Origin of the sequence: Erwinia sp. JH02 (assembly GCF_013074405.1) — a bacterium.
GTDB classification, from domain to species: Bacteria; Pseudomonadota; Gammaproteobacteria; order Enterobacterales; family Enterobacteriaceae; genus Erwinia; species Erwinia rhapontici.
On sequence record NZ_JABANZ010000005.1, the window covers coordinates 318,931 to 336,136 of the forward strand.

Annotated in this window: 14 protein-coding genes; 4 read left to right on the plus strand and 10 right to left on the minus strand. The window is 59.9% G+C overall.

Annotated elements, in window-relative coordinates:
- Positions 1-19: 19 nt before the first annotated feature.
- Positions 20-1,021, minus strand: coding sequence for an NADP-dependent oxidoreductase (locus HHI26_RS14055; protein ID WP_171149253.1), 1,002 nt, complete (start codon positions 1,019-1,021; stop codon positions 20-22).
- A gap of 179 nt (positions 1,022-1,200) precedes the next feature.
- Here HHI26_RS14055 and HHI26_RS14060 point away from each other — a divergent pair, with 179 nt between their 5' ends.
- Positions 1,201-2,241, plus strand: coding sequence for an aldo/keto reductase (locus HHI26_RS14060; protein ID WP_171149254.1), 1,041 nt, complete (start codon positions 1,201-1,203; stop codon positions 2,239-2,241).
- Between the two features lie 84 nt (positions 2,242-2,325).
- Positions 2,326-2,910 carry a TetR family transcriptional regulator gene (locus HHI26_RS14065; RefSeq protein WP_171149255.1) on the plus strand — a complete coding sequence of 195 codons (585 nt, stop codon included), beginning with the start codon at positions 2,326-2,328 and terminating at the stop codon, positions 2,908-2,910.
- Between the two features lie 112 nt (positions 2,911-3,022).
- Here the strand turns inward: HHI26_RS14065 and HHI26_RS14070 are convergent, their stop codons facing one another.
- The 3 genes from HHI26_RS14070 to HHI26_RS14080 form a co-directional block, all read right to left on the minus strand.
- Positions 3,023-5,035, minus strand: a complete 2,013-nt coding sequence (locus HHI26_RS14070; protein ID WP_171149256.1) for a TonB-dependent siderophore receptor — start codon at positions 5,033-5,035, stop codon at positions 3,023-3,025.
- 129 nt (positions 5,036-5,164) lie between these two features.
- A complete protein-coding gene (locus HHI26_RS14075; protein ID WP_133842446.1) occupies positions 5,165-6,385 on the minus strand; it encodes an MFS transporter in 1,221 nt (406 codons plus the stop codon).
- A gap of 101 nt (positions 6,386-6,486) precedes the next feature.
- Positions 6,487-7,446, minus strand: a complete 960-nt coding sequence (locus tag HHI26_RS14080) for an AraC family transcriptional regulator (RefSeq protein WP_133842447.1) — start codon at positions 7,444-7,446, stop codon at positions 6,487-6,489.
- Between the two features lie 160 nt (positions 7,447-7,606).
- On the opposite strand from HHI26_RS14080, the gene HHI26_RS14085 reads away from it, so the two are divergent.
- Together HHI26_RS14085 and HHI26_RS14090 are read left to right on the plus strand one after the other, a co-directional pair.
- A complete protein-coding gene (locus HHI26_RS14085) occupies positions 7,607-9,382 on the plus strand; it encodes an ABC transporter ATP-binding protein (RefSeq protein WP_241008282.1) in 1,776 nt (591 codons plus the stop codon).
- Positions 9,369-11,132: an ABC transporter ATP-binding protein gene (locus HHI26_RS14090; RefSeq protein WP_133842448.1), complete on the plus strand. Its 1,764-nt coding sequence runs from the start codon at positions 9,369-9,371 to the stop codon at positions 11,130-11,132. Before HHI26_RS14085 ends, HHI26_RS14090 begins: the two co-directional genes overlap by 14 nt.
- 42 nt (positions 11,133-11,174) lie before the next feature.
- Here the strand turns inward: HHI26_RS14090 and HHI26_RS25355 are convergent, their stop codons facing one another.
- From HHI26_RS25355 to pqqB, 6 genes are all read right to left on the minus strand, one after another.
- Positions 11,175-11,519 carry a hypothetical protein gene (locus HHI26_RS25355; protein ID WP_205945499.1) on the minus strand — a complete coding sequence of 115 codons (345 nt, stop codon included), beginning with the start codon at positions 11,517-11,519 and terminating at the stop codon, positions 11,175-11,177.
- Positions 11,520-11,693: 174 nt separating this feature from the next.
- The gene (gene pqqF / locus HHI26_RS14100; protein ID WP_171149257.1) at positions 11,694-14,078 is read right to left on the minus strand and encodes a pyrroloquinoline quinone biosynthesis protein PqqF; all 2,385 of its coding nucleotides are present in this window, start codon (positions 14,076-14,078) and stop codon (positions 11,694-11,696) included.
- Between the two features lie 3 nt (positions 14,079-14,081).
- Positions 14,082-15,230 carry a pyrroloquinoline quinone biosynthesis protein PqqE gene (gene pqqE / locus HHI26_RS14105; protein ID WP_171149258.1) on the minus strand — a complete coding sequence of 383 codons (1,149 nt, stop codon included), beginning with the start codon at positions 15,228-15,230 and terminating at the stop codon, positions 14,082-14,084.
- Positions 15,217-15,483: a pyrroloquinoline quinone biosynthesis peptide chaperone PqqD gene (pqqD, locus tag HHI26_RS14110; protein WP_167863375.1), complete on the minus strand. Its 267-nt coding sequence runs from the start codon at positions 15,481-15,483 to the stop codon at positions 15,217-15,219. Before pqqD ends, pqqE begins: the two co-directional genes overlap by 14 nt.
- Before the next feature lie 11 nt (positions 15,484-15,494).
- On the minus strand, positions 15,495-16,250 hold the full coding sequence (gene pqqC / locus HHI26_RS14115; RefSeq protein WP_133842452.1) for a pyrroloquinoline-quinone synthase PqqC: 756 nt from the start codon (positions 16,248-16,250) through the stop codon (positions 15,495-15,497).
- On the minus strand, positions 16,247-17,158 hold the full coding sequence (gene pqqB / locus HHI26_RS14120; protein WP_133842453.1) for a pyrroloquinoline quinone biosynthesis protein PqqB: 912 nt from the start codon (positions 17,156-17,158) through the stop codon (positions 16,247-16,249). Before pqqB ends, pqqC begins: the two co-directional genes overlap by 4 nt.
- Positions 17,159-17,206: the final 48 nt, after the last annotated feature.

Consider the following 17,206-nt stretch of genomic DNA (forward strand, 5'->3'; position numbering starts at 1 on the left):
GTTCATTTTTCCGATCAACCTACTCCACCCGCACCACCACCTTCCCTTTCGCTCGCCCGGTCTCAACATAGGCCAGCGCGTCTTTGATCCCGGCAAAGGGAAATACCCGGTCCACCACTGGCTTAATCACCCCGGCCTCCACCAGTGCGCTAATCTCACTGAGCTGCGCCCCGCTGGCGCGCATAAAGACAAACGAATAGCGTATGCCGCGCCGTTTAGCCTGCCTCCGGATGCGGTAACTCAGCAGGCGCATCACCTGCTTCAGCCCCCAGGAGAGCCCCTGTTCCGTGGCAAATGCCGGGGTTGGCGGGCCGGAGATGGAGATCAGCTGGCCGCCGGGTTTCAGCACCTGCAGCGATTTTGCCAGCACATCACTGCCCAGGCTGTTCAGCACAACATCGTAGTCATGCAGAAGGGTGGAAAAATCCTGCGTTTTATAGTCGATAACCACATCGGCCCCCAGCGCTTTCACCCATGCCACATTGGCTGTGCTGGTGGTGGTGGCAACGAAAGCGCCAAGATGTTTGGCAAGCTGGATGGCAATGGTGCCCACGCCGCCGGAACCGGCATGAATCAACACCTTCTGCCCTTTTTTCAGTTTTGCGGTCTCCACCAGCACCTGCCAGGCCGTCAGGCTGACCAGCGGAAGCGAAGCCGCTTCTTCCCGACTGAGATTGTCGGGTATTAACGCCAGGTCGTTCTCGTTAACCGCAATGTACTGCGCAAAAGTGCCGATTCGCTGCTGGGCAGGCCGCGCATAAACAGGATCGCCAGAGCGAAATCGGGTCACCTCAGGCCCGACACTCACCACCACGCCCGCCACGTCGTTACCGAGAATCAATGGCAGTTTATACGGCAGAATCAGCCTGAACTCGCCTTTGCGAATTTTGGCATCCAGCAGATTCACGCTGGTTGCCTGCACCCGGATCAGCACGTCATCCGCCCGCAGTTCGGGTTCAGGTCTCTCAGTGAGGCGCCCGACGTTTTTGCTGCTGTAACCCTCAATAATAAAGGCTTTCATCACTGTTCAGACCTCGATGTCGAATGGGGCAACCGTGATCAGAACGACGGAGATCGTGTTCATCGTTTGCTCTCTTTTGTGGGTTTTATAGATGATGGTTATCATCATTGTGTTTTTAGATGATGTATGACATATATAATAAATGTCAAACAACATTTAAAACCCACGAGGGCAATAGCATGAACTACACCACGTTTGGTCGTAACAGCGGTTTACGCGTTTCTGCACTGGCACTGGGCACCGGAAACTTCGGCACTGGCTGGGGTTACGGTTCAGAAAGAGAAGAAGCAAAACAGGTCTTTGACCGCTACGTCGAAGCCGGTGGAAACTTTATTGATACCGCAGACGCTTACCAGTTTGGGCAGTCTGAGGAGATAGTCGGGGAGTTTATCGCCGCAGAGCGCGACCGCTTCGTTGTCGCCACAAAATACAGCTTAAGCGCCTCACCAGAGCCGGGCATCTCGCGTACCGGCAACAGTCGTAAAAATATGATCCAGTCGGTCGAAAACAGCCTTAAGCGACTGAAAACAGATCGTATTGATCTGCTGTGGGCACATTTTGACGACCAGCTCACCCCACTCGAGGAGATCGTGCGTGCGTTCGACGATCTGGTGCGCGCAGGTAAGATCCAGTACGCCGGATTGTCCAATTTCCCCGCCTGGCGCATTGCCCGGGCAGACACAATCGCTGAACTGCGCGGCTGGTCGCGCATTGCCGGCATTCAGGTGGAATACAGCCTGGTGCAGCGCACCGCCGAGCGAGAGCTGCTGCCAATGGCTGAAGCACTTGGGCTGGCAGCGACACTCTGGTCACCCCTTGGCGGCGGTCTGCTCACAGGAAAATACCGTCAAAGTAACGAAGGACGCCTCACCGGATTCGGCGGGCGGCTGGTGCATACCGAACAGGACACCACGCTGCTGGATACCGTTTTTGCCATCGCCGGGGAGCTGAATATCCTGCCGCTTCAGGTGGCCATCGCCTGGCTGCAAGACAAAGCCGCACATTCCACAACCAGTCTGATCCCCATCCTTGGTTCCCGTAATCTGGCACAGTTAAACGATACGTTGCAGGCGCTGGATGTGAGGTTAGAGAAAGATCAGATCGCCCGGCTGGATGCTGTGAGCGCCATTTCCGCAGGCACGCCACACGATCAGATTGCCAGCACTCTGCCGAGAGCACAGGGCGGTGGTGAGTTTATGCCAGCCTGGCCGCGCGCCTGAATGAGTTATTGATGAAGGGCATCATCTATTGATGGTGTGAGACGCATCCCCTAAGATGATGCCCTCAAACAAAAGGAGCAGACGATGGCCCGTGTATCTAAACAGCAGATGGAGCGTCACCGCGAGGAGATTATCAAGGTCTCTTCGCAGCTCTTCCGTGAGCGCGGTTTGAACGGCGTCAGCGTCAATGATTTGATGGCCGCAGCCGGGTTAACGCACGGCGGTTTTTACGGCCACTTTGATTCCAAAGATGAGCTGGCCGCCATCGCCAGCCGCAAAGCGTTTGACGATTCCGGGGCGCGCTGGCAGGCAATCGGTCAGCAATCCAGCCAACAGATGCTGCATACGCTGGTCGAGCACTATCTCTCTCCCGCTCATCGGGATGGCGCACAGGATGGCTGTGCGATTACGGCATTAGCCAGCGATATCGCTAGGGAAAGCGCGGATAAACCGGTACGTGAAGTGTATCTCGACGGCGTGAAAGGCATGCTGGGAATGCTGGAGTCGGTTGCGGATATCGATGATGAAGCACAGCGTCGTCAGCATGCTCTGGTGCAGTTTTCCCTGCTTATCGGCGCACTGACGCTGGCACGTGCCACCTCCGGGGATAACCTGTCAGATGAATTCCTGACGGCCGCAAAAGCAGCGCTGCTGGCAGAGAAGAAATAGCCTCCGATGATGCAGAAAGAAATACCCGCGCTCAATTGTCTGCCCCCCCCATAAAAAAACCACCCGGCGCCATCTCTCGCGCCGGGTGGTTCGTTACCGCTTATCCGCTGAATCAGAACAGATCGACGCGCACATCCATGCCTACGGTGCGGCCTTCATTGACCTGCGCATAAGCCTCAGTACCGCTGACAAAGCCATAAGTGCGGTAGCGGCGATCAAACAGGTTATTGATATAACCCGCGATATTCACCCGTTCGGTCGCCTGCCAGCCCAGACGCAGGTCGGTGGTGCTGTAAGCGCCCTGGCGCAGGGTGTTGTCACCGTCAAAGTAGTGCTGCCCAACCAGATTAATCGCCAGACGCGGCATCAGCGCACCAAACGGTGTATCGATCATCCCGTTGATGCTGGTTCCGGCACCAAAACGTGGCACCAGCGGCACATCGTTATGCTGATACAGCTCGCTGTCGCCGGTGAACTGCGAACGCACATAGTTGCCGTTCACATCCCAGCGCCAGCCCGGCGCGAACTGCCAGGCGGAACTCAGTTCAATCCCGGTGGCATCGGCGCTGCCTGCGTTACTCAGCACCTGCGCGCCCTGCGGCCCGGAGTAGAGCTGCATCTCTTTGGTATGGGTATAGAACAGCGCACCTTGCAGGGTTACATCGCCGTGCTGGTAGTTCGAGCCGACTTCATAGTTAATCGATTTCTCTGCGCTATACGCATCGGCCGAGGTGCCTGCAGTTTTAGTAATACTGAATCCGGCCGGTTTATAGCCCTGCGCCACACGCGTGTAAACGCGTAAATCCGGGGTCAGCTGATAACCCGCTGAAACCTGGCCCAGCACCTGATCATCGCGAGTGGTGTTGTTATCGCCGTAGATAAAGCCGCCCGCGTCGCCGTTGTAACGGGTTTTCGCTTTGTCGTGGGAAACACGTACGCCCGCCCCGAGATCGGCACGATCGGTAACATGCCAGGTGAGATCGCTGTAGGCCGCCAGGGTCTCCGCTGCGGTGTACGAATCCAGCGACATCACCGGAGCGCCGCCAAACTGATACTCGGAATGCAGTTTCTCACGGGTGTTTTGACGATACAGCCCAAACACCATATCCACCGCACGGCCGCCGCCATAGGTTGCCGCACGCAGCTCCTGCACATCCTGATTCCAGCGCTCAGGTAACAGCACGTTATAGGCAGAGTAAGGGAACTCACGCGAGTAGTTCTGCTGCTGCCAGGCGCTGGTCAGGTTAAATTTCCAGTCGTCGGTGGTGTACAGCCCGGTCAGCGCCTGGCTATGAGTACAACGGCGCAGCAACGGATCGGACGATCCTGGCGAGACGCTTAACGTGCGCCCTTTCACCGCGTCATAAGGCAGATAGGTATCCTGCGTGGCGCGCGTACACTCTTCGGTCACGCTGACGCCCATCTCCCACGGCTGGTCGTCCGGTGCCAGGCGCAGCCGGACATTACCGACGTTGGCGCGGCTGCCGCCGAGGTGGTCCGTGCCGGTTTCCGGGTTGGTGATGGAGCCGGAATCGACCTGACGCAGCAGCGTGACGCTGCCGTAAAGCAGGCCATCTTCAATCGGCCCGCTCAGATTGATTTTGCTGCGATAGCCGTCACGACTGGAGATGCCGCCTTCAATGTAGCCACGCGGCGTGCTGTCCGGTTGATGGGTGACAATATTGATAATGCCACCCTCGGCGCTTTTCCCGTACAGCGTACCCTGCGGGCCGCGCAGCATCTCAACGCTGTCGACATCGGTCAGCGCCTGCATGGCGTAGGTAGAAAGCTGCGGTACGCCGTCAATGTAAAAGCTCACCGCCGGATTATAGAAATCCTGTGCCGAAGAGACGCCGCGCAGCGAAACCGACTGGAAAATCAGGCTGCCGCTGTTCTGCATGGTTAAGCCCGGCAATACACGCGACAGCTTATCGGTGCTGGTCACCCCGGCATCGTTCAGCTCGGGCGCGGTCACCACCGTTGCGGAGACGTTGCGTGATGAGGCAGCCGTAGCAGACTGTTTACTGGCGGTGATCGTCAGCGTGTCTTCGGTGGTGGCGGCGTGCAGGAAAGGCGAAAGAAAAAGGCCGGTAAGGGCCAACGGAGAGAGGCGCTTTATCAACATAAACCCAGATCCCTGTAACAATCGCACGCCTCATCGGGCGTGCGTGAAATGGTAAAAGTTAATGATAATCATTCAAAAAAAACGTGCTACCCGTAACCGTTTTATTACTACCTCGATCGGTTTTGGCGTTTAATTTTGTCTCGCGACGGATGAGTCCGCTGGCAGGGATCGGATGTCGAACTGCGCTGACAGGCGACGGCGCAGGCGGGCTGCGGGCCACAGACAGGCCACCGCCAGTAGCGCAATGGTCATCAGGGTGAACGGATACCCGGCATGATGGGCAAGACGCAATGCCCCGAAGGAAGCCAGCAGCGCCACGGCGGCATCCACCGACTGGAACAGCGCATAGTCAGACGCGGGTTGATGCGGCCGCACCAGCCCCATCAGCACGTTATACAGGGTGACAAAACCGATGGCCGCCGCCAGATTGACCGCGCCAAACAGCACCAGCCAGGCGATCAGGCTGAACTGCGCGTAGCCACAGGCGAGGATCACCGCCAGCAGCGCATGCAGCATCATCACCGGCAGCAGGCAATGGATCGCCCCCAGGCGTTTTGCCAGCAGATTACCCAGCACAATCCCGGCCCCGCTGGCCACCGTGCTGTAGAGCGTCAGCGTCTGGCCCAGCGCCGACAAGCTGAGATGCTGGTCGATGAGGATCACCGTCTGCAACGCCATCATGCCGCGCATCGCCAGGTAGTAAACGGCGGTGAACGCCAGCACCGGCCAGAGCGCGGTGATATCGCGTAAGGAGAGCGTTGCCGCCTGCTGCGCCGGGCGCAGGCTGACCGGATAACGTGTCAGCAGCGGCACCACCACCAGCAGCAGTGAAAACAACGCCATCACCGCAAAGCCCGCCCCCCAGCCGCTGAACTGCGCGACGGAAAGAAACACCATCGAGCCTGCAAACATGCCCAGATAGCTGCCGCCCACCTGTGCCGCATTGGCGGCCGGGCGGCTGTCGCTGTTGGTGGTACACAGCGTCAGGCCATCGGCGTAGATATCATGGCTGGCAGAGAACAGCGCCAGCAGCATCAGTGCCAGCACAATCAGCAGCACCGACTGTGTCGGCGGCATAAAACCCAGCGTCAGCAGCAGTACCGCCATCGCCAGTTGCAGGATCACCAGGCTGCCCAGATACGGCACCCCGCGCAGCGGCAGCGCATGGCGCTCGCCCCAGGGTGCCCAGAGGAACTTCGCCACCCACGGCAGCAGGCTTAACGACAGCCAGCTCAGCTGCGCGAGGTCGAGGCCGGCATAGCGGAAATAGCCCGCAACGCCCTGTAAAATCAACGCGGTAATCATCCCCTGATGAAGATAGAGGCTCCAGTAAGGCAGGTAGCGGGTCATAGCAAAAAATCCTGGCAGACAACGGGGAAGGCGCAAGCATATCTTCTGGGGGTCAGCGCGCTACCCGCAGACGTTCTGTTTCTACCCGGATCGGGGCGGCATCAGGAAATACCGCGTTTAAACGCCGACGGGTTGACACCAAACTGCTTCTGAAACGCGGCGGTAAAATGGCTGGCATTGGCATAACCGAGATCGGCGGCCACCACCATCACAGGCACGCCGGTCACGGACAGGCGGCGACGCGCTTCATGCATACGTTCCGCCTGAAACAGCCCGTAAATACTGTTACTGAACAGCAGCCGGAAGCCACGTTTCAGCTTCAGCACGCTCAGGCCGGTGGCGCGCGCCAGTTCTGCAATCGTGGGTGCCTGAGAGAGGTCAGAAAGCAGCAGATCGCGCGCTGTCATCAGGCGCTGCTGCTCGGCCAGGCTCAAGGTGTCCGGCGGCACTTCGCCCCGGCGGTGCCCTTCAACGGCATGGCTTATCAGCACCAGGCTCTGCCCCAGCAGCCACAGCGGGGAGCGCGGCTGGCTGCCCGCTGTCGGCCGCTGTAGCCGTTCCAGCGCATGGCCGAGGGTCTGCGCGGTGGCGCGCATTTCCGCATCGCAGTAACAGGGATCGCAGAAGCGATCGTTGTCCAGCTTCTGCTGCAACACGCGGTCCAGATCCGGCAGCCAGTCGGCCAGCAGATGCGGTGCCACTGAGACGGTGACACTGGCAAACTGCCCCTGATGCACCGAGGTCCCCTTACAGTCGTGGGTGTAACTGATGCAACCCGCGCCCTGACGCAGGATAAGATCGCCGCTGCGCCCGGCCAGCGCGAAGCTGGAGTTCCCTTTTAGCGAACAGGTGAAGTTCACCCGTCCCCAGTCATCGCGAATATTCATCGCCATCGGTTCGCGTAACTGCCCACGCCACAGCACCACATCCATCCCTTCCTGCAACGTCACCCGCAGCAGACTGCACTCCGCATCCGACTGTGACTGCACAGGCGAGCCGCCAATCAGGTTAAGGATCGAGACTTCTGGCTCTGAAGGGAGCGAGGGTTGCAACGAGGTCATCGGGGATATCTCCGGGACTACAACCCGATTGGGGGGATAAAAGCACCGAATCGGGTAGATACGCAATTGAGAATAGTTATTATTACCGACTTTATCCCAGGCGTCGAGATGATTTGCACAGTTTTCCAGCAATGTCCGGCGCGGCACAAAGAGTGATGAGATGTCGCCATCCCCCCAGCCTCAAACATCCCCCCACCACTGGCAAATCATGCATCCGGTGCGTGCTCAGGTGCATCGCGCCATGTGTCTTGCCGCGCTGGCGGCGCTGGCGGGCACCGCATCACTCTGGATGCTGGCCCAGGTGATCCAGGCACTGAGCCTGGCACCTGCACGCTGGCCCGTCTGGCCACTGGCAGGCACGCTGGGATGCCTGCTCGCCAGCTATTTACTGAAATTACAGGCGTTTAATCAGTCGCACTATGCTGCGTTCCGGCTGGAAACCATCCTGCGCAACCAGCTTGCCCGGCATCTTGCCAGCCTGTCGCTGGGACAGCTCCAGCACCATGACAGTGGCACCCTGTCGAAAATTATGCAGGACGATGTCAAAGCACTGCACATTTTTGTCGCCGACAGCACGCCGCTGTATGCCCGCGCGTTCGTCGCTCCCCTCGCCACACTGCTGCTGTTGCTGTGGCTCGACTGGCGGCTGGCGCTGGCCGGGATAGCACTGCTGCTGCTGGGTGCCGCGGTACTCACGCTGGCGATGCGCAACGCCGGGTCGATGGGGCAGCACTACAACCAGGCACGGGAGCGCGTCAGCAGCGCAATTGTTGAATTTGTACAGGCGATGCCGGTGGTGCGTACCTTTGACAGCGGCACGGAGACGTTCAGCCGTTATCAGCAGGCACTGAAGGGCTATCTGGCGGTGATCACCGCCTGGTATCGCCAGGCCGGCATTGCCGCCCGGTTGTCGTTTGCCGTACTGAATCCGCTGCCAACACTGCTGGTGCTGCTGTGGTGCGGCTACGGACTCTGGCAGCAGGATGGGCTCTCCTTCAGCCAGTGGGCGGCAGTGCTGTTACTGGGCAGCGGCATGGCGGAGGCGATCATGCCGATGATGATGCTGAACCATATGGTCAGTAAGGCGCGGCTGAGTATCGAACGTATTCAGGATCTGCTGCGGCTGCCGGTGATGGATGCCCCGGAGCAGGGTTGTGCCCCCGCTGATGCCAGCGTCACCGTTGAGCAGGTGAGCCTGGACTATCTCGACAGGCGGGTGCTGCATAATGTGAGTTTCCATCTGCCTGCGGGATCGGTGACGGCGCTGGTCGGCCCGTCCGGGGCGGGAAAAAGCAGTATCGCCAGCCTGATCCCACGTTTTCGCGATCCGCAACACGGCCGCATTTTGCTGGGCGGCGTGGATATTCGCACGCTGTCCACCGATATCCTGATGCAACAGATAGCCTGGGTGGCGCAGGAGACATTCCTGTTTGCCGATACGTTGCTCAACAATATCCGCCTCGGCCAGCCGGAAAAAACGCGCGAGCAGGTGATGGATGCCGCCCGCGCCGCGCAGGCGCACGACTTTATTATGCAGCTGGAACAGGGCTACGACACCCACGTGGGTGAGCGCGGCGCGTCCCTCTCCGGCGGTCAGCGGCAGCGCATTGCCATTGCCCGCGCTCTGCTGCAAAACCGCCCCATTCTGATCCTCGATGAAGCCACCGCCTTTGCCGACGCGGAGAATGAAGCCGCGCTGATCGCCGCCCTCTCGCAGCTGATGCAGGGTAAAACCGTGCTGATGGTCGCCCATCGTTTATCCACCATCCGCGATGCCGATCAGATCCTGGTGTTCGATCAGGGCCAGCTGGCCGAGGCAGGCACGCATCAAACATTGCTGGCAAAAGCCGGGATTTACGCCCGTATGACGCAGCACTATCAGCAGGCCCGCGACTGGGCTATCAGCGACAGGAGCCGCACCGATGAACCACTCTGACCGCTCTTTGCCTCAGCTCTACCAGCGCCTGATCAAGGCGGCCGGAAGCCAGTCAGCGGCGCTGCGCCGCAGTTTTCTGCTGCTGCTGTTGGCCGCCGCCGCGCAGGGTCTGGCGCTGGCCTGCCTGTTTCCGCTGCTGGCAGCGCTGTTCAACCACTCCGCCCCCGCCGATAGTCTGCTGTGGCTGGCCGTGATGAGTGCGCTAAGCCTGCTGACGTTGACGCTGCGCTGGTTCGGCCAGGGCTTTGAGTACAACGGCCAGATGGCGGCCGCGACCCATGAAATCCGCATGGCGCTGGGGCAGCAGCTCAGACGTATGCCGCTGGAGCACCTGCAACAGCAGCGCACCGGGGAAGTCAGTGCGCTGCTGCTGGGCAATGTTGATGAGAACCTGAACTACACGGTGGCGATTGCCAATCTGATCATGCTGGCGACGGTGACGCCGCTGGTCGTGATGCTGACGTTGCTGGCTATCGACTGGCGCTTGTCGCTGATGCTGCTACTGGTGTTTGCCGCCATTGCCTGGCTTTACCGCCGACGCAACCCGCATCAGCGTGCCGCCATGCAGGCGCTGGATCAGGCGCAACAGGCTGCTCACGCCGATATCGTCGACTATGTGCAGGGATTAGCGTTACTGCGCACCAGCTGCTGCCACGCGGAAAAAGCGCAACGTCTGCAACAGAGCCTGCGACAAGTGGAACAGGTACAAACCGCGGCACATCGTCAGGGCGCGGCGTCCCAGGTGGCCATCGGCAGCGTGGTGGAGATAGGCCTGATCGCCCTGGTGATGATAACGGTACATCAGGTGGTGAGCGGCACGCTGGATCTCAGCGTGCTGGCGGCCCTGGTGGTGATCATGGTGCGTTTTTCGGAGCCGATGACCACGCTCCTGGGTTACGCCACCATCGTCGAGCTGATCGCCACCGCACTGCAACGGATTGAGGCCCTGCTGGCGGTTGAGCCGCTGCCCGTACATCAGCCCGCCGCCACACCGCAGGACGCCACGATCCGCATCGACAACCTGAGTTTTCAGTACGCGCAGGGCAACGCCCCCGCACTCCAGGCTATCTCACTAACCCTTGCGGCAAACAGCATGACCGCGCTGGTTGGCCCATCCGGGTCGGGGAAAACCACCCTCAGCCAGTTGATCATGCGCTATGCCGATCCGCAGCAGGGCAGCATTACGCTGGGCGGCGCGGATATTCGTCACATTCCGGCCCGAACGCTGTACCAGCAGATCGCCGTGGTCTTCCAGGATGTGTATCTGTTCGATGACACCTTGTTTAACAACATCCGCATGGCACGCCCGGATGCCCACGAGGATGAGATTGAAGACGCGGCGCGTAAGGCGCACTGCCTGGACTTTATCGAACGGCTGCCGCAGGGCTGGCAGACGCGGATGGGGGAAAGGGGCGGGCATCTTTCCGGCGGCGAACGTCAGCGTATTTCACTGGCACGCGCCCTGCTGAAAAATGCCCCGGTGGTGATTCTGGATGAACCCACCGCGGCACTGGATACCGAAAGCGAGCGCGCCGTGCAGCGGGCAATTGATCATCTGGTACAGAATAAAACGGTGCTGGTGATCGCCCACCGGCTGTCGACTATCGCGGCGGCGGATCATATCGTGGTGCTGGAGCAGGGCCGCGTGGCAGAGCAGGGAAAACACAGCGATCTGCTGCAAAAAGGCGGGAGATACTGCGCATTATGGCAAGCTCAGCAGGCGGTAAAACGCTGGGGAAACCGGGCATAAACGCCGTCACGAACAGGCCACCGCAAGGTGGCCTGCTCTGTTTTAGAAGCGGTATTCACCGCCAAAGACCCACGTCCGGCCGCGTGCCGTGGTATTGATCGACACCCCTTCTGCGGCGTTGCTTAAGTCCTGATTCATACGGTTTAACGCATCGGCATAGTTCTTATTCGCCACGTTCTGCACGGTGAGGCGCTCAACTAACGCCTGTGGCGATAGCGTCTGGCGCGAACTGAGGAGGCTGATGTGCGACGTTTCCATCACGGCACGGCTGAGTTCAGCCTGCGGTTTAGCCGCTGGTTGCTGGCAGGCGGTAAGCAGCGAGGCAAGCGCAGCCAGCAGGCTGGCTGCAACAATTTTTGTTTTCATCATATTTTTCTGTGGCTTCATGCCAGTCTTCTCGCGAAGACTCCCCAAAAGGCGCTGCAAGGCAGCAAAAAACAAGACACTAGTGTTTTTGCAAATAAGGATCAATATGATTATCACTCTCATTTACATTCTGCTAGCAAAAATAGCACGAATTGTTGTCAGGAGTGTTAACTCAACCTCAGGGAGGGAGAACGATCAGAAAAGGGAATGGTTAACCAGATACAAGGCCTGCTGACCGTCGGCCAGCAGGCGCTGATGGAACGCCAGTACGCTGTCAGGCGTCAGCGCCCGCAGGTCATTGATATCAGGCTGAGGCGTGATCTGCTGCGCCCGCAGCCAGCGATAGCGGCTGGCCTCAAGCAGCCCGGCGGGCACCTGCTGCTGTTCCGCCAGCACTATCTGGCAGGTTTCCCACAGCGCCTCTGCGCTGAGCGCTGCCAGCTCGCTATTCATCTGCACCAGGAAGTGGTCAATGCGCGCCGCCAGCTCTGCCTTGGTGAGATACGGGGATTGCAGCGCAAACAGGATGCCTGCCTGCCCCGCTGCCTGATAGAAACGACAACTCACCACATAGCCAATGTTCTGTTCCACGCGCAGGCGCTGGAAAAACAGCGGCTGATAAATCATCGCCAGCAGCTGCCAGGCGGCCAGGCACGCCGTACTCTCTTCCACCAGCGGGCAGAAGCGCAGCAGTGCGGCCTCCGGGCTGCGGGTCGCCACCCGGTATTCGGACTGAGGGGGCAAGGGTTGCGGCAGCGCACTCACCGCAGGATTGATCAGCGCCGGAAAGGCACTCAGCAGGCAGGCCAGCTGTTGATGCAGCTCGCGGTCGCCGCCCTCCAGCAGCGCCCGCCAGGGGAGATTGAGCGGCGTCCGATCGCCTGCGGGGGCGTGCAGCATCTGCAACCGTTCCGGCAGTGCACCCAATAGCGCCCGCACGGCAATATCATCGTGCAGCGCCTGCCGCTGGCGCAGAAACTCACGCTCACCGCGTGCGACCGCCGCAGGCGGGATATCCGCCAGCAGTGCGTTGAGCGATGCCAGCGTGTTGACCATCAGCGCAGATTCTCCCTGTAACTGGATCAGCCAGCGCCCCTGCGGACAAGTGATCGCCAGCTCGCCCCCGCGATGAACGCAGCCCGCCGCCAGCGCCCGCAGACGGGCCTGCATGACCAGCCCCCAGTGTGCAGGCAGGTCGCCTTCAGGGCTGAGTAGCAGCACGGCGGGCGTTTCATCACGGCGATGATGGGGCAGCGACACCTGACGTGCAGGCAGCGCGGGGGAGGCAGACGCCTGTGGCTGTGGAAAGAACACGAACGCCTCACCCGCTGCATCCGGCTGCACCGCCGGACGCCTTCCCGGCTGGCAGGCCAGCGTCCACCCCTGCACATCGCGCTGTGCCAATGGGGCGCTATCAGTAATCGATAGCCGCGATAAGGGCGCGGCGGAAAGCCGTGCGAACAGTGCTGCGCCGTCGTCGCCCCCGGTGCGGGCCGGGGCAAAACCAAAGGCACTTTCACGCAGCTGATCCATCACGGACAACTGTGCAAAATGGCGGCTGGACAACTGCGCATAATGAGCACGCTGCGTTGGCGTCAGTCGAGTCAGCTGTGCCAGCCAGTGATGCACCCGCGCTTCAGCCCGGTCGGCATCCCCGGCCTCCACCAGTAGCAGTTCAAGGGTGATCACCGTCTGCTGTGCGCTGCGATACGGCAGCAGCAGGCGGGCACCGTCGCACAGCGCCTGCTCACGCAGCATGGCCATCAGACTGCCCGGCGCTTCATCCAGCAGAAGCTGGCGCAGCAACACCAGCCCGCCGTCGATCCGCTGATCAAGCAGAAAAGAGAGGCGCAGCCGCGGTGCACCGTTCAGTTGCAGGGCAATATCGTGCTGAGCAGCAGGCACTAACGCGGGCAGTTCGGGCGGCATGACTGCGCCCACCGGGAAAGCGTCGGCGGCCTGTTGGGCCAACTGCAACAGCGCTTCTATCGGCTGCGGTCCCTGCAGCCACAGCGTCACGGTATCCGCATGGTAATAGCGCTGATGGAACTGTTGCAGCGCCGCACGCAACTCGGTTGTGTCGTTACCAAAAACCGCCGCATTGCCCGTCTGGAAGCGCTGCCACTGATGGGCAGCAAAGGCGGCACTCAGCGCCGCATCACACAAGGTGTCCTGATGGTCAGCCAGCAGGCGGCATTCGGCATCAATGGTCGCGACTTCCTGGCGGATGGCGGTGGCAGACAACAGCGGTGCCACCAGCATATCCGTCAGGCGGGGCAGCGCATCGGCCAGTTGTTCGGGGCCGCACTCGAAAAAGTACGCGGTGCTGCTGCCGAGCGTGGTGGCATTCAGCCGCCCTCCTCGGGCGGGCAGCCAGGCCATTAACCTTTGGTCATCCTGAAACCTCTGGCTGCCGGCAAACAGCAGATGCTCAAGCAGATGTGCCAACCCCGGCCAGGCATCCGGTTCATGATGGCTTCCCACATCCACCTGCATCAACGCGGCGGCACGCGTGGCTTGCGGGTCTGAGATCAACTCAACCCGTAAACCGTTGTGCAAGCGCCGCTGTTGATGCTGCATGCGTCAGACCTTGAAGATCAGCTGAGCATTCACCCGCTCAGAGTTAGCGCGGTTGCGGAACTGCAGCTGGCTGACCTGAATGTTGGTGCAGTTGGCCTGTTCACGCGCTTCCAGGATCATATGGTGATGCGCTGATTTGCTGCACACCGGGTCGGCATTATCCGCATCGCCCGTCAACATAAACGCCTGGCAGCGGCATCCACCAAAGTCCTTCTCTTTTTCCGAGCAGGAGCGGCAGGGTTCCGGCATCCAGTCAAAGCCGCGATAGCGGTTAAAACCAAACGAGTTAAACCAGATATCCTCAAGGCTCTGCTCCAGCACCGACGGGAACTGAACCGGCAGCTGACGCGCACTGTGGCACGGCAACGCCATGCCTTCTGGCGTCACACTGAGGAAGATCGCTCCCCAGCCCCCCATGCAGCCTTTTGGACGTTCTTCGTAATAATCAGGCGTGACGAACAGCAGGTTCGCGAGGTTATCGCTGGCGGCCATTTTCTCGCGATAGCGGTGCACCACGGCTTCCGCCCGCTCAATCTGGTCACGCGTGGGCAGCAGCCCTTCACGGTTGAGCTGCGCCCAGCCGTAGAACTGACAAGTTGCCAGTTCTACGTCATCCGCTTCCAGCTCGATGCAGAGTTCGATAATCCGGTCGATCTGGTCAATATTGTGGCGATGCAGCACAAAGTTCAGCACCATCGGATAGCCGTGCGCTTTCACCGCACGCGCCATCTCCAGCTTCTGCTGGAAGGCTTTCTTCGATCCGGCCAGCGCCGCATTCAGCACTTCATCGCTGGCCTGGAAGCTGATCTGAATATGATCCAGCCCGGCTTCGGCAAAGGCATCGATCTTCTTCTGCGTCAGGCCAATCCCGGAGGTGATCAGGTTGGTGTAAAAACCCAGATCGCGGGCGGCTTTGATCAACTCGGGCAGATCTTTACGCACCAGCGGTTCCCCGCCGGAGAAGCCGATCTGCACTGCGCCCATCGCCCGTGCCTGTTTAAACACCTCGATCCACTGCGCGGTGGTCAGCTCTTTTTCCTGCTGCGCAAAGTCCAGCGGGTTAGAGCAGTACGGGCACTGCAACGGGCAGCGATAGGTCAGCTCGGCCAGCAGCCACAGCGGCGGTTTTACGGCAGGATTAAGCGGGTTCACGGAAAATAATCCACTTCTGTTCACGCGCGGCGGCGAAAAAATCTTTCACATCATCATCCACGCCGCCCGCTTCCGGGAAACGCGTGTTCAGCGCCAGGATAATCTCTGACAGCGTACGTTGCCCATCCACCAGCTCGAGGATCATCGTGGCGCTGTCGTTCAGTTTTGCCATGCCTTCCGGGTAGAGGATCACATGGCAGCCCTGCACTTCTTCCCACTGTAAGCGGTAACCACGGCGGAACATTGGGGTCATTTGTTCATTGATCACAGCAGTTTTCCTTTATGCCAGACCGGCTGATCCGTCACCGTGTGGTATGGCGGGCGGTTAAGGGCGTAAGCCATGGTCATGGCGTCCAGCATGCTCCACAGAATATCGAGTTTGAACTGCAGGATTTCCAGCATACGTTGCTGTTTTTCCACCGTGTCGCAGTATTCCAGCGCCAGTTGCAGACCATGCTCCACGTCGCGACGCGCCTGGCTGAGACGACCACGGAAATAACCGTAACCCTCTTCTTCAATCCAGGTGTAATGCTGCGGCCAGCTGTCCAGGCGCGACTGGTGGATCTGTGGGGCAAAGAGTTCGGTCAGTGAGCTACAGGCGGCTTCCTGCCACACTGCACGGCGGGCAAAGCTGACGTAGGCATCCACGGCAAAGCGCACGCCCGGCAACACCATCTGCTCAGACAGCAGTACATCGCGATCAAGACCGACCGCCTCACCGAGACGCAGCCAGGCTTCGATGCCGCCATCGCTGTCACCCTGACCATCATGATCGAGGATGCGCTGCACCCATTTACGGCGGGTCAGCGGGTCCGGGCAGTTCGCCATAATCGCCGCATCTTTCAGCGGAATGCTGGTCTGGTAGTAAAAGCGGTTCGCTACCCAGCCCTGGATCTGCTCACGCGTTGCTTCACCGTTATGCATGGCGATATGGAACGGGTGATGGATATGGTAATAAGCGCCGCGATCGCGCAGCGCCTGTTCAAACTGTTGCGGGGTCATCAACGTCGGATTGGTCATAGTTCAATACTCATGCCGTCATAACTGACCTCAATGCCTCGCCGGGTCAGCGCCTGGCGCTCAGCGGAGGACTCATCAAGGATCGGGTTGGTGTTGTTAATATGGATCAGGATTTTACGCTGCGCAGGCAGCTCGCTGAGTACCGCCATCAGCCCCTGCTCTTCGCCCAGCGCCAGATGGCCCATATCACGGCCGGTATTACGCCCGACGCCGGTGGTGGCCAGCTCGTTGTCCTGCCACAGCGTGCCGTCGATCAGCAGGCAGTCGGCCTGCGCCATCAACGCCAGCAGCGCAGCATCCGGTTCACCCAGGCCTGGCGCATACAGCAGTTTGCTGCCAGTGGTGGTGTTTTCAATCATCAGCGCAATATTGTGGCCGGGCAGCGGTCGTCCGCGATACGGCGAATACGGCGGCGCATTGCTGAGGATCGGAATCGCGGTAAAACGCAGTGCCGGGCAGACGGCCACGGAAAAGGGTTCCGCGGGCTGGATGGCGTGATGCACTAATCCACCGTTCCAGTGCTTCAGCATGGTAAAGATCGGAAAGCCACTGGTCAGATCCGCATGCACTTCCGGGGTACACCACACGGAATGCGGGCAACCTTCACGCAGGTTCAGCAAGCCGGTGCAGTGATCGATCTGGCTGTCGGTAAGGATAATCGAGCCGATCGCCGTACCGCGCAATACGCCCTGTTTATGCAGCTCAGGGTTGGCCGCAATCTGGTGGCAGATATCAGGCGAGGCATTACACAGCACCCAGTCGGTGCCGTTATCACTGACCGCAATCGAGGATTGGGTACGTGCGGTGGCCGGAACGCTACCGTCACGGACACCCTGGCAGTTGGGACAATGACAGTTCCACTGCGGGAAACCGCCGCCTGCCGCAGAGCCGAGGACTTTGATTTTCATGGGTAAACCGGGAGAAGGAATAAAAATGCCTGCTACAGCGCAGGCATC

Excerpts from the sequence above, each read along its gene's own strand:
- HHI26_RS14055 (WP_171149253.1), bottom strand. The coding sequence starts at position 1,021 with ATGAAAGCCTTTATTATTGAGGGTTACAGCAGCAAAAACGTCGGGCGC.
- HHI26_RS14060 (WP_171149254.1), top strand. The coding sequence starts at position 1,201 with ATGAACTACACCACGTTTGGTCGTAACAGCGGTTTACGCGTTTCTGCA.
- HHI26_RS14065 (WP_171149255.1), top strand. The coding sequence starts at position 2,326 with ATGGCCCGTGTATCTAAACAGCAGATGGAGCGTCACCGCGAGGAGATT.
- HHI26_RS14070 (WP_171149256.1), bottom strand. The coding sequence starts at position 5,035 with ATGTTGATAAAGCGCCTCTCTCCGTTGGCCCTTACCGGCCTTTTTCTT.
- HHI26_RS14075 (WP_133842446.1), bottom strand. The coding sequence starts at position 6,385 with ATGACCCGCTACCTGCCTTACTGGAGCCTCTATCTTCATCAGGGGATG.
- HHI26_RS14080 (WP_133842447.1), bottom strand. The coding sequence starts at position 7,446 with ATGACCTCGTTGCAACCCTCGCTCCCTTCAGAGCCAGAAGTCTCGATC.
- HHI26_RS14085 (WP_241008282.1), top strand. The coding sequence starts at position 7,607 with ATGTCGCCATCCCCCCAGCCTCAAACATCCCCCCACCACTGGCAAATC.
- HHI26_RS14090 (WP_133842448.1), top strand. The coding sequence starts at position 9,369 with ATGAACCACTCTGACCGCTCTTTGCCTCAGCTCTACCAGCGCCTGATC.
- HHI26_RS25355 (WP_205945499.1), bottom strand. The coding sequence starts at position 11,519 with ATGAAGCCACAGAAAAATATGATGAAAACAAAAATTGTTGCAGCCAGC.
- pqqF (WP_171149257.1), bottom strand. The coding sequence starts at position 14,078 with ATGCAGCATCAACAGCGGCGCTTGCACAACGGTTTACGGGTTGAGTTG.
- pqqD (WP_167863375.1), bottom strand. The coding sequence starts at position 15,483 with ATGACCCCAATGTTCCGCCGTGGTTACCGCTTACAGTGGGAAGAAGTG.
- pqqC (WP_133842452.1), bottom strand. The coding sequence starts at position 16,250 with ATGACCAATCCGACGTTGATGACCCCGCAACAGTTTGAACAGGCGCTG.
- pqqB (WP_133842453.1), bottom strand. The coding sequence starts at position 17,158 with ATGAAAATCAAAGTCCTCGGCTCTGCGGCAGGCGGCGGTTTCCCGCAG.